Here is a 12558-nt window from a genome sequence, read left to right as displayed (position 1 = left end):
TTAGGCGCAAGACTTATTTGGCTCCTATCGTTCACGTACGCCACCCCGCGCCCACACTGGCGCGGGGTGAAAAATGCCAGACTAAAAATATTTTGTGAAAAATAGAAAATAACGAAGAAAATGGGCATTAAGAACAATGTTAAGATAAAAAAGCCGCCTGTGAGGCGGCACTATATAGGACAAAAAGTGTAAGTAAGCGCTACGGGCGCACAGCAGAAACTTCAATTTCAACTAGCCAGCCGGGGTTAGCGAGCGCCGCCACTTCCACAGCTGAGCGTACCGGCAAGTTAGCTTGCTCAGCAGTACCAAAAAACTGTGTATAGCCTTTCATAAAGCCATCAAAATCTACCTTGCCCTCTTGGGCTACCAAAAACACTTGCATGCGATAAACATCACTGAGGGTGAGATCCAGTGATGCCAGCGTTTTTTCAATCGCTTTAAGACTAGACACCGTCTGCTGCTCTAGGGTGCCATAGGCACGGATGCTATTCGCATCGGCGTTATCGTCAATAGCGATGGGCACTTGGCCACTTAAGTGCACCACAGTTTTATTGGCCGGTATTTCTACTGCCAATGAAATAGGAAAGTCTGAGTCAGGCAAGGCATGGCGTACTACTTCACTTGAGGCGGCCTTAACTTCCTCGGCTTGGCTTAGAGGGCTTAGCGCTACGCTCAGCGCCAGCGCGGATAAAGCAATGGGAATAGGTAATTTTTTCATTAACACTCCTTGATGTCAGAGATTGTCGCTTGCGCTCCTATTCTAGTCGATAGCAAGCCGCTCACTATAAAGAGTCCACTCACTCCTTATCTTTAATAAGCTAATCTAGTCAGCAATTACTTAGGGTACGTAGCAAGTTTTTATTTTTTAAGCCGACTAAACCATTGAAAATATAAACGACGCCAAAAGCTGTGTTACTCTACTGAGTCGGATTGCTTTTTTTATTAAAGTAATCATTTTTGCTTTGCTAACCCATAACGCTGACCGCCGATCGGAGGCCACTGGTGAATTCACTGAAAACGCTACCCTTGCTGCTATTTTGGCTGCTTTGTGCTCCTTTTATGAGCCTTGCCCATGCTGACACTTCTCCCCCCGCTGCGGGTGCTCCCTACGAAGCGTTAGTAGAAGTGCTAGAAAATGAACAAACCCGCCAGCAATTAATTGAACAACTGCAATTATTGGCCCAGCAACAAGGGGAACAAACCTCCCAAGATGCCAAAGAAGCAGTGCCAGTTGCGGAACACACCGCGACTCGCCCTTCTAAAACCAAACAATTAGCCGCCACGACACGCTTAATAGCCACCGACTTAGGCGCACAATTTCATAGTTTGGCCAATGTAACCCAAGCGATGTTTGTGGATGACAAAGACGCACTTAATAGCGACTTTGACAGTAAAGAATTTATGCATGCCAGCATCAACCTAGGCTTAGTAATTATCGCCACTTGGGTATTGTTTTGGTTACTACGCCGCTTAAGCATGCCGCTGTTTGCCAGATTAAGTCATTGGTCTCGCCATGGAAAAAGCAAAACGCCGGTGCTGCGCTTAGTCGTGGGCGTGGCGTTAGCGGCCTTAGTGGATGTAATTGCTATTGGTTTGGCTTATACGGCAGGCGGACTGATTGCGACCTTTATTATTGGCACTACCGGTGAGCTCACCACCCAAGGCTCGCTATTTTTAAATGCCTTTTTGGTGATTGAGTTACTAAAAGCAGGCTTGCGGGTGTTGTTTTCTTCTCGCTACGATGGGCTGCGCTTATTGCCTATTAATGCCAGTGAAGCGCGATATTGGAATCGCTGGTTTGCCTTATTAATTGGCTTAGTGGGCTATGGCGTATTAGTGGTGGAGCCTTTAGTTAACATTAATATGTCGGCGACCCTCGCTCAGGCCGTTAACACCTTAGTAATGGTGGTGGCGTATATTTATGCGGTGTTAGTGATCCTTAAAAACCGGGTGCGACTGCGCCGTGCTATTCGCTTACAAGCTGAAAAAAGCACTATGAATGCCAGTCAGTTTAGTTTGATCTTATTATCTCGTATTTGGCATTGGTTGGCGCTGGCCTACTTTAGTACAGTATTTGTACTCACCTTACTCAGCCCTGAGCTGGCCTTGCCCTTTGTCTTAATTGCCACGCTTAAAACCTTAGGGTTAATCGTGTTGGCTATTTTGCTGTCCACTTTAGTAAGCCAAACCATTGGTCGCCATATTCATTTATCGGATGAATTGCGGCGCAAACTCCCCTTGCTGGAGCCTCGCCTTAACAGCTATGTGCCGACGGCGCTGCGCTTTATTCGTGTATTAATCGTGAGCATGGCGGTGCTACTCATCTTGAATGCTTGGCATGTCGTAGACTTAACCGCTTGGTATGAGTCAGAAGCCGGCGGCAAATTGATGAGTAAAATCATTGCTGTGGCCATTATTTTAAGCATTTCCGCCATGGTATGGGTGGTATTAGCCAGCCTGATTGAGCATAAGCTTAACCCTGAAACCGGCACCGGCCAGCCCTCAGCTCGCACCCAAACCTTGCTGTTGTTGTTTCGCAATGCGCTGGCTATCACACTCGCGACCATGACCTTTATGATAGCGCTCTCCCAAATTGGTATTAATATTGGTCCCTTAATTGCCGGTGCTGGCGTGTTAGGTCTAGCCGTGGGGTTTGGTGCGCAAAAACTCGTACAAGACATTATTACGGGCATCTTTATTCAAATTGAAAATGCCATGAATACCGGCGATGTAGTGACCTTAGGTGGCATTACCGGGACTGCGGAGCGCTTAAGTATTCGCTCGGTAGGTATTCGCGACTTAAGCGGCACCTATCACATTATTCCATTTTCAAGTGTGGATACGGTGTCTAACTACATGCGCGGCTTTGGTTTTCATGTGGGTGAATACCGAGTGGCGTATCGGGAAAATATTGATGATGCCATTCAGCAACTGCAGCTGGCGTATGATGAGCTAGCGGCCAGCGAAGCCATGAAAAATGAAATTTTGGCGCCACTTGAAGTATCAGGTGTCGTCGCGCTTGCAGACAGCTCCGTTAATATTCGAGTGCGAATTAAGTCAACACCTGGCATGCAGTGGGCCGTGGGGCGTGCTTATAATCGCTTGGTTAAACAATACTTTGAACAAGCAAATATTGAGATCCCCTACCCTCACAGCCGCGTATATTTTGGTGAAGATAAAGCCGGACATGCGCCGGCGGCCAATTTACGGGTGATTGAGCAAAGCGTAGACAGTGCGCTGGCTCAACAACCAAAGCGCACTCAGGCTCCCCTTACCGTGAAGCTTAAAAATAACAGCGACACCGATGATGCGCCTAATGAAAAAGATGACAATTAACTCCTTATCTTTTGATTAATAAGATAACAGCCCCGCAGTGCGGGGCTTTTTTAGGTGCTAATTGTTATTAAGTGGTCTTAGTTAAAGGCTGAAAAATCCACACTAGGTAAGCACTCAAAGCCCGGCTTGGCAAACAGGTAACCCTGCATTAACTCTACTCCCGCCTCACGCAACCAATTATATTCGCCTAAACTTTCAATGCCCTCGGCAAGCGGTCGTACGTTTAAGTCCTTAAAAAGCTGTAAGCAATTTTTTACAATGGCTTGGCGCACCGGCAACACCTCAATATTACGGATAAGCTCCATATCGAGCTTAATAATATCGGTTTGAAAATCTGCTAATAAGTTTAAGCCAGAATAGCCTGAGCCAAAGTCATCGGTGGCGGTGGTAAAGCCCAACTCTTGGTAGTATTCCACTACCCGCTGAATATGTTTATTGTCTTCGAGTTTTTCCACTTCCGTAAACTCAAACATAATACGCTCGGTAGGAAACTGATGCTCTTTTGCCGCCGCAAGCGTGGTGCGAATACAGCGCTCTGGCTGATAGATGGCATTAGGCAAAAAATTAATGCTGAGCATAGTGGATAGCTTAAGCTTAGCGGCCAGAGCGATGGCTTTAACCCGACATAATTGATCAAATAAATAGCGATTTTCATCATTTACTTTGGCAATCACCGAATAAGCCGACTCTTGGTTTAGACCGCGCACCAGCGCTTCATAACCAAAAATCTCTTGGCGCTGGCAATTGATAATAGGTTGAAAAGCCATGGTAAAATCAAAATCTAATGTGCCTTGGTCGGCACAGTGGCTACAGACTAGTCGTGAACATGTATCTGGTTGGCCATACATATAACTCCCCTTATCGATTTAACGCGTATGCTGTAAAACACGAGTCCAACTCATGCCTTCTGTGAGGGCTCGCGTTGGCTAATTCTAACCTAAGTGCAAAACCGGACGTAAGAAAAACGCTAACACTTTTTTTAAACTGTGCTCAATCACGCTTATTAGCGCAACGCATAAACACCCTTTATCCGCTTGCTATTAGTTGAGCATAGCTTACTCAAAAGAGTCTTTAGTACTAAACTGGCGTTGTGACTTGCTCAGCTGCGCTAAGTTAGGTATTGATAACCCTTCACTTTAATACACTCACGCTAAGGAAAGCCTGTGTCTGCCACTGCTATCGCTCATCGCCCTTGGATTTTAACCGCCCTGATGTTGTTTATGATGTTGGCTGCCATGGATGTCACTATTGTCTCGACTGCGGTACCACAAATAGTGGCTGAGCTAGGGGACTTTTCTCTGTTTACTTGGGTATTTTCTATTTATTTATTAACCCAAACCGTGACTATTCCCGTCTATGGCAAGCTCGCCGACTTGTATGGCCGCAAACCCATTTTAATTACTGGCGCCAGCATTTTCTTAATAGGGTCAGTGGCCTGTGCATGGGCATGGGATATGCCCAGTCTAATTGTATTTAGAGGCTTACAAGGCTTAGGCGCCGGCGCCATTATGGCCACCGTCAATACGTTGGCTGGGGATTTATATAGCTTAGAAGAGCGCGGTAAAGTCCAAGGTTATTTATCGAGTGTATGGGGCATAGCTGCTATTTCTGGCCCCTTACTGGGCGGCACCTTTGTAGAATATGTAACTTGGCATTGGATATTTTTAGTAAATCTTCCTATTGGCGTGCTGGCCATTGGTTTGCTGGTGGCTTTTTTACATGAAGATGTGCTTAAAAAGCGCCATCACATTGATTATTTAGGTTCAATGGCGATTTTAGCAGGCGTGGGCAGTTTAATTTTTGCTCTCATGCAAGGCGGAACCGCTTGGGCGTGGAGCTCAAACGCCAGCCTTATCGCCTTTAGTGTGGCCGCATTATTATTAGCCTTTGCACTGTGGACCCAAACTCGTGCAAAAGAGCCCATCATGCCGGGCTGGCTGTGGCGAAACCCTGCATTAGTGGGCGCAAATTTAGCCATGATTGGCATGGGCTTTATTATTATGGTGCCAACTGCATATTTACCCACCTTTACTCAAGCTGTGTATGGCTTAAATGCCATTAGTGCCGGTCTGGTATTGGCGGCCATTAGTATTGGCTGGCCTAGCGCTTCTACGTTATCGGCTAAGTTATATTTGCGTATTGGCTATCGCAATACCGCCCTCATTGGCAGTGTCTTAATTTTGCTGGCCACTCTTGGTTTTTTAGCGTTGCCTTATCAAGCATCTATTTGGTTAATCGCCCTTGACCAAGTGCTATTAGGGGCAGGCTTTGGCTTATTATCGACGCCTTTATTAGTGGGCGCGCAGGCGTCAGTGGGCTGGCAACAAAGAGGTGTGGTCACAGGAGCAAACATGTTTTCACGCTTTTTAGGCCAAAGCTTAGGCATTGCGGTGTTTGGTACATTATTTAATGGTAATTTGGCGCATTTATTAGCCCAAGCACCGGCGCACTTAAAGGCGAGTTTACCCAAAGAAATAGACGAGGTAGTGATAAGTTTACAACAATCTGATCAAGTGGCTGAAGCGAGTCGTTATTTACGCCATAGCGTATTTGATGCTGTGTATGGTTTATATATTGGCTTAGCAGTGATGGCAATATTGGTATTAATTATTGTGGCTATTAGCCCTAGACAATTTAACCAACACCAATCAGAGCCCAAGCCTTTACGCACCTAATGTATAAAGCCTCTCCCCCATAAAGGGCAGAGGCTTATTTTAATAGCACAGAATTTAAGCTTAACCAACTGCTGAGGTATTAAGCTAGCTCACTAGCAAAGCCTTTTAAGCCGACCACGTGTACTTGTTCAACCTTGCCATGAACCTTGCGAATAAGTTTATAAGTGGTGCCTTTTTCTGGGCTGATATTTTCTGGCGCGGCAATTAATAGCTGCATATCTTGGCGCTCACACAGCTCAAACAGCGTGGCAATAGAGCGCGTATCAAGGCGGGCTGCTTCATCTAAAAATAATAATCGACAGGGTAAAATATCCCGAGAGCGTAAATGGCGTGACTCCTCTTCCCAGCTTTGTAGCACCATCAGCAAGATAGCTTGACCTGTGCCAATGGCTTCACCCGTAGAGAGCGCGCCACTTTCAGCGCGCAGCCAGCCATCACTGCCTCGTTGTACTTCAATGTCTAAGTCGAGGTAATTACGATAATCCAGCAAAGCTTGGCCCAGCACTTGGGGGCTGCGCTCACCTTGTTCTAGCTGCGGGTTTAAACGCTGAAACAACTTACCCATAGCTTCAGAAAAACTGAGATCTTTACTGGAAAATAAATCTTGGTGGCGCCCTTCTTTATCGCTCAGTGCATTTAATAAGCGCCCATAGTTATCACGAATATTGACATTTAAACGCACGCCCGCCACTAAGCCAAAGCGGATATTTTGTAAGCCCTGATTAAGTTGGCGGATCCGGTTTTGCTCGCGACGAATAATGGTATTAATTTTTGCCGCCACTTCATGAGAAGATAAAGATAATTGCCCCTCACGCTGTTGCAGCTCATCACTAAGTCGAGCCAGCTCCACTTCCATCTCTTCTAGCGCTTCTACTGGATCATCGGCACGAATAATATCGTGGCGAATACGCGCTTGTAAGTGGCGAAACACCAATACATAAAACTGTACTTTTTGTAGCGTATTATGCTGGCCTTCACTAAAGCGCAGCGCGTCTCTAAGCTCTTCATCTTGAGCAACCGCTAAGCGCAGCGCCCCCAGTGCTTTATCAGAGATAGAACGCAGCTCATCCGCTTCTAAATAGGCAAGCTCCGGCTTGGCAAGACAGCGCTCTACATCATTATCACGCGCTAAGCGCACCACTTGTGCCCAGTTGGCTTTATGATTAACCAGTGCTTTTCTAGCCGCAAAATAACCTTGGCCATCTTTACTTAGCCGCTGGCTGAGTGACTCAATTTCGCGTTTACATACTTGGCGCTGGGCATCAGTTTGGCTGCGACGACTACGGGTGTGCACTAAGTCATTTTCTCGCTCGCGCTTATTCGCTAATGCCTTTGCTTCCATATCATCCGCGAGCGTAATGCCCAGTGCGGTAAATTCTTCTTTAAACTCGCTGAGAGTTTGGTTGCGAGCATCAAAGCTACTCACTAGCGCAGTGCGCGCTTGTAGTGCATCGGTGAGGCGAGCGCTAAGTTGCTCTTGGCGAAGGTGCGCCTTGCGCCGCGCCTCCTCGGCTACCACCAGCTTGGTTTTTAAGCTGTCGTTCATAGCAAAGCTTTGATCGAGTAACTGCTGAGCATCGGCGTAAGCTAAATAGGGTAAGCGTGCGACTAACTGAGTCAGTGCATAAGTTTTATTACGCGCCGTAGTCAACGCTTCTTCTGCTGCTTGCACACTGTGTTGTAATTGCTCAAATTCACCTGGATCTTGGCGCAGTACTTGTACTTGCTCGGCTAAGCGCCCCAACGATTGGCCATGCTTGGCCATAAAGTCTCGCGCTTGAGCCAAGGCGTCCAGCTCGGCGCGAGCGGTGGCTAAGCGGGCTTCACACTCGGTATCTGTTAAGCACTCCGCCAGCGGTAATAAACGCTGCGCTACCTGATATTGATGACGTAGCTGCTCGCGCTTGGCCTGCCACTGATTAAGCTCAGCTTCAAGAGCGTTGATGCTGTCATCCACTTGGTGTTGCTGAGTACTGAGCTGTTCTAGCTCCCACTCAGGGTTATCGCCAAAGGCGGCTTGCATATCTTGGCTAACAAACTCACTGAGCTGATGATACAAACGGCTTTGCTTTTGCTGGGTAAAGGAAAACTCGGCGTAGTGGGCATTACACGTGTCTAGTTCAAGATTAAGCTGGGCAATTTTAGCCTCTCGAGCAGCGCGCCCAAATAAGGGCTCGCTAGTAAAGCGGGAATAGCGCAGTTGGCGCTCACCATTTTTTACCCAAATCGCATTATCTAGCTCAGTGACTTGAAGCACATCTTCATCAAAAGCATCGGGGTTGCCCTGAATGAGATAGACATCTTGCGGACAAGACTCAAGCAGTTGTAATTGTGCCAATGCTGCCTGCGGATCTGCCACTACTATGCCACTGCGTGCCGGTCCATACAGCGCTTCATAAAAAGGCGCATCTTCAACGCTAATGTCATCGTAAACATCGGCTAATAAAGTCCCGCCTAATTGTTCGCATAAAGCAAGCAGGCGCGGGTCGGCATCACTGCCACCTTGCAGCGCGCGAATTTGTAACTCAAGTTGTTGTTTGTTTTGTAAAGCGGCTTGCTTAGCTTGCTCACTGCTGTGCTCGGCGCGCAGTGCTTGTTGCATGGCCGCCGTCACTTCACTGGCATCGCTTAAGGGTAGTGTCGATAATTCACGTAACCGAGTCAGTTGCTGCCGCGCCTTATGCCAAACGGGGGCGTGCGCACGAAGGCGCGCCACCTCTGGTGCAATTTGGCTACGCTGTGCCTGAGATTGGCGCAGCTGATCGCCACATTCGCCTAATTGCGCTTCCAGCTCACTGCGCTGTTCATCTAACTCTGCGAGCAGGCTCTCCAGCTCATCAGTATTGACAACTTGGCAGCCTAATTGCGCCAATTCTGCTTGTAGGGCTTGCGCTTTATGGCGTTTTTCAAGTTGTTGCTCTGCTTGCTGATAGAGCTGGTGAATAGGGGTTTCGCGCGCTAATAACGCTTGATATTCTCGCCCCTGCTCAAGCAATTGATTAGCGCGCATAAACGCTTGGCTACGAGACGCACTGGCATCTATGCTGGTTAATAATTCAAGGGCATGATCGTAGTGCGCCCGTGCCGCTTTTGCTAAAGATAATTGTTGGCGCTGAGCTAACACTTGCTGCGTTAGGGTGTGCTCAGCAGCTACATGGGCTTGTTCTTGTTGCGCTGCGTTCTCAGGCGTTAAATCAGCTAAGTCACAGATAATTTTAGCGTCTTCAAGAGCGGTGCACGCTTGGCGATATTGAATGGCTCGTGTTTGTTGGGTGTCTAGCGCTTGTTGGTAATCGGCAAGCTGACTTTTTAAGCTATCCACTTCTTCATCACACCTCAGCTTGTTTGCCACCACACTGTCGTGCTCATCTTGCAACTCAGCTAAGGTTTCTTGTTGGATCGCCAGCTTTTCACTGAGCTCTGATAATTCATCTTCATAGCTGTCAATTTTTTCATGCAGCTTAACGCCATTTAACACTCGAGAAAGATGCTCAGAGGCCATGTCGAGCTCTTGAGTTAACATGCGCTCACGTGCGCCTAATTGCTCGAGTTCATCGGCTAAATAAATGAGGCGCGCTCTTTCTTCTGCTAAAATTTTTCGCTCATGGCTGAGCGCCTTGCGTGCCGCCAGTGCTTGCTCTGATAAGTGCTGTTTTTGTGATTGGTTACGCACATAATCGGCAGCCACATAGTGAGTAGTTTCAGTAATAAGTTGGCGAAAGACATCACGCTGGCGCTGAGTTTCACGAATGGCTTCTAAGGTGCGCCGATTTTCAAAAATGGCCGCTTCCATGTCATTAAATGCTTGGCGAATACCGGCATTTTCTGGCAATAAATAATCTTTTAGGCTGCGACTAATGGTACTGGAAATACCGCCATATAAAGAGGCTTCAATTAAGCGATAAAACTTTACTCTGTCTCGTTGGTCTTTGAGTTTACGCGGCGTCACACCCACCTCAAATAAGAAATTATGATAATCAGAGACGGTAGTAAAGCGAGTAAATTGTAAGTCACAACTTATGGCGGCCGCTTTTAATTCATGGAGGGAGCGCACTTGGCCACGGCCATCTTCTAACTTGGCTAACAATAATTCCGTGGGCTTAAAACTGGCCAAATTAGCCTCGTTAGCGCGCAGACTAAAGGCGCTAAGATTCACTTTATTATCCCGATTCGCCACCTGCTCAAGGTGGACGCCAAACCAAATCCGCTCTCCTTGCGAGCCATTGATCTCGATCAATGAATAGCAGTGACCACGCTGTAATTTGCCATATAAGCCTTTATCTCGGCTGCCCGATTGACTGCCCGCTTCGGTGGTATTACGAAAATGCAATAAGCTTAAGTCGGGAATTAAGGCGGCAATAAAGGCGGCCATGGTGGTGGACTTACCGGCGCCATTACCGCCAGACAGCGTGGTGACTAAGCTATCTAGCTCAAAGGTACGGGCAAAAAAACCATTCCAGTTCACCATGGTCAACGAATGAAATTTATTGCGCATTAAGTCGGGTGCAGCCGTGGCCTGCTCGGCGCGTAGGGGCGCGGTCTGCTCATTAGCACTAAAAATATTGGCTTGATTATTCATCACTCACGCTCCTGCTCGGCTTGCTCACCGTCAAGTGGATCCGTTAACGCTAATTCAGTGGACTCTGACTCTACGGCTTCGCCGTTTTGGATCATGCGCAGTTGTAGCGCCCGCGGATCTTCATCGGTTCGCACATCCGCTGCAAAGCGAAACACGGCCTCGGTAATACGAAACTTATCTTGGCTCCCCACGCTGGTGACCATGCCAATGCGCTTTAAACGGCGAATAGCGCTTTTAAGGCGCTCTTGCAGTTTGCGCCTATCTAAATCACTGCCGCCAGCACGCTGGTTTACCATGCGTAATAAGGCCGTTTCATTGGCCAGATTCAACACTTCTTCTTGTAAGTCGAGTAGGGAAAAAACGCCCTCATTCACTAAGCGGTCGGGGCTTAAATACAAATAGCACAACACCTTTCCTACCAGCATTTCTAGCTCAGATAAAATAGAGGTGCTGATGTCGCTATTAGTGCGCGGGCGCAGATAATAAAATCCCTCAGGCGCACGCACTAGCTCAACTTGATAACGCTGATAAAAAGCCTCTAGCTCTGGATAATATTCTTGTAGTAAAGAATGAGCTTCTAGCTCATCGGCACTAATATGGCGGCCAATACGCAGTTGATTATCTAGTGCTGGAAATAACGGATTAGCGATGGCCTCGGCCAAGCGCGGCGCGAGTGCGAACTCAGTATTGGTCGATAACATGTGCTTGTACCTTGGCCCCATGGGCGTTAATGGTTTGCCACTCTGGCTGGGCGGCGCCTAAATATTCGGCGTTGGCGTGGCCAAGCTTCACCGCTTCATCGATCAGCAGCCGGGCAATATCAAAGTGTTGGTAATGAGGAAAATCAGCTAAATAGTCTTTTAGCACCTGGCCCAAGTCCAGTGGTTGACTGGCATCGGCAAAATATTGCAAATGCTCGCGAATGCGCCCTGACAATTCAGCGCTCACATCCAGTAATTCGTGATATTCAAGCTCACTGGGTAGCTCGCCGGTCACTTCTTCTGCATAGGCGGCTAATGTCTCTGCCCGCAGCTCTAGTAAAGGGGCAGAGGCGGCAATGCGTAATTGCCAATTATGCTGAGAAAATTGGCGAATCGACTCGCGTAAACGCTGGCTAAAGGCGCGGTTTTTATCCATGTCGATGGCGGTACGAATAAAGCGGTGTACGTGTAAGTCATAGCGCGACCATAACTCAATACATTGACTGCCCCATAAAATAATGGCGTCTAAGCGCGCTTGCAGTTGCTGACATAACGGCGCTAATGCCTGCCCTCGCGCATCATCATGCAGTTGTTCTTCAATTTTTAATAAGCTCAGTTGCAAGCCATGCCCAGCTTTGTCGAGCGTGTCTTGTAACTCACGCAAGGTCTGACCGGTTTCTCGTAATAACTGCTCACAGGCATGAATGGCTTCATGCCAATCTTTATTTAATAGCGCACCGATATTGGCTTTAACTGCATTTTGCTGTTCATCCATGGCGCGCTGGGTGTCATCGATGCGCGCTAATTGCTCGGCTACTGAATAAGTTAAGCGCCCTGCTACTTCTTGTTGCCATTGTTCAGCACTGGGTTGGCTGGCCATGGTGGTGGCGATTTTTTCTAAATCTAGGCTAATTTGCTCCAGCTGCAGTGATAACTTAATTTGGCTAACATCACGCTGGGTAACAAAAAAATCTACTATGCCCATCCCTAAGCGGGTGAGCCGATAGCGACTTTCTTCCTCTCCCGCTTGCCCTTGAAAACGACTGAGTAATCGCTGACTCACCAGATCATTAATGGCATTATTAGCTCGGCTAATTAGCGTTTCCGCGACTTGGTTAAAACCTTGGCTGACAAAGCGAAAGGCGTGCTGTAAGTCAGTCTCAGATAGTTGTGGCTGCTCGCTATGTTGACTAAAAATCTCAATGGCAAGCAATAATGCCAACCGCTCGGGGGCAAGCTCAGCTGACATTGCTCTTCTTTTACCCAG

At 47.7% G+C, this 12558-nt stretch carries 7 protein-coding genes; 2 read left to right on the top strand and 5 right to left on the bottom strand.

Annotation, left to right across the window (positions count from 1 at the left end):
• Nucleotides 1–199: 199 nt before the first annotated feature.
• Nucleotides 200–718, bottom strand: a complete 519-nt coding sequence (locus CBP12_RS02615; RefSeq protein ID WP_086962676.1) for a RidA family protein — start codon at nt 716–718, stop codon at nt 200–202.
• 284 nt (nt 719–1002) lie between these two features.
• Between CBP12_RS02615 and ybiO the strand changes: the two genes are divergently transcribed.
• On the top strand, nt 1003–3336 hold the full coding sequence (ybiO, locus tag CBP12_RS02610) for a mechanosensitive channel protein (RefSeq protein ID WP_232455127.1): 2334 nt from the start codon (nt 1003–1005) through the stop codon (nt 3334–3336).
• Nucleotides 3337–3413: 77 nt separating this feature from the next.
• Here the strand turns inward: ybiO and CBP12_RS02605 are convergent, their stop codons facing one another.
• The gene (locus CBP12_RS02605; RefSeq protein WP_086962674.1) at nt 3414–4184 is read right to left on the bottom strand and encodes an EAL domain-containing protein; all 771 of its coding nucleotides are present in this window, start codon (nt 4182–4184) and stop codon (nt 3414–3416) included.
• A gap of 315 nt (nt 4185–4499) precedes the next feature.
• Here CBP12_RS02605 and CBP12_RS02600 point away from each other — a divergent pair, with 315 nt between their 5' ends.
• Entirely contained in the window at nt 4500–6011 is a 1512-nt protein-coding gene (locus CBP12_RS02600; RefSeq protein WP_198341839.1) for an MDR family MFS transporter, read from the top strand.
• A gap of 79 nt (nt 6012–6090) precedes the next feature.
• Here the strand turns inward: CBP12_RS02600 and mukB are convergent, their stop codons facing one another.
• Genes mukB through mukF form a run of 3 tightly spaced genes read right to left on the bottom strand, consistent with a single transcriptional unit; the run spans nt 6091 to nt 12540 of the window.
• Nucleotides 6091–10590, bottom strand: a complete 4500-nt coding sequence (gene mukB / locus CBP12_RS02595) for a chromosome partition protein MukB (protein ID WP_232455182.1) — start codon at nt 10588–10590, stop codon at nt 6091–6093.
• Entirely contained in the window at nt 10590–11291 is a 702-nt protein-coding gene (mukE, locus tag CBP12_RS02590) for a chromosome partition protein MukE (RefSeq protein ID WP_086962673.1), read from the bottom strand. Before mukE ends, mukB begins: the two co-directional genes overlap by 1 nt.
• Nucleotides 11272–12540 (bottom strand): chromosome partition protein MukF, encoded by a 1269-nt coding sequence (mukF, locus tag CBP12_RS02585; protein ID WP_086962671.1) that lies wholly within the window; start codon nt 12538–12540, stop codon nt 11272–11274. The genes mukE and mukF overlap by 20 nt, the downstream gene beginning before the upstream one ends.
• Between the last annotated feature and the right edge of the window lie 18 nt (nt 12541–12558).

The organism is Oceanisphaera avium, from assembly GCF_002157875.1.
Lineage (GTDB): Bacteria > Pseudomonadota > Gammaproteobacteria > Enterobacterales > Aeromonadaceae > Oceanimonas > Oceanimonas avium.
The sequence above is the reverse complement of the archived record's forward strand: the minus strand, read 5'-3'. Positions and strand labels throughout refer to the sequence as shown.

What these genes read in the sequence shown, in the direction of transcription:
- CBP12_RS02615 (WP_086962676.1), bottom strand. Translation starts at nt 718, where the DNA reads ATGAAAAAATTACCTATTCCCATTGCTTTATCCGCGCTGGCGCTGAGC.
- CBP12_RS02605 (WP_086962674.1), bottom strand. Translation starts at nt 4,184, where the DNA reads ATGTATGGCCAACCAGATACATGTTCACGACTAGTCTGTAGCCACTGT.
- mukB (WP_232455182.1), bottom strand. Translation starts at nt 10,590, where the DNA reads ATGAATAATCAAGCCAATATTTTTAGTGCTAATGAGCAGACCGCGCCC.
- mukE (WP_086962673.1), bottom strand. Translation starts at nt 11,291, where the DNA reads ATGTTATCGACCAATACTGAGTTCGCACTCGCGCCGCGCTTGGCCGAG.
- mukF (WP_086962671.1), bottom strand. Translation starts at nt 12,540, where the DNA reads ATGTCAGCTGAGCTTGCCCCCGAGCGGTTGGCATTATTGCTTGCCATT.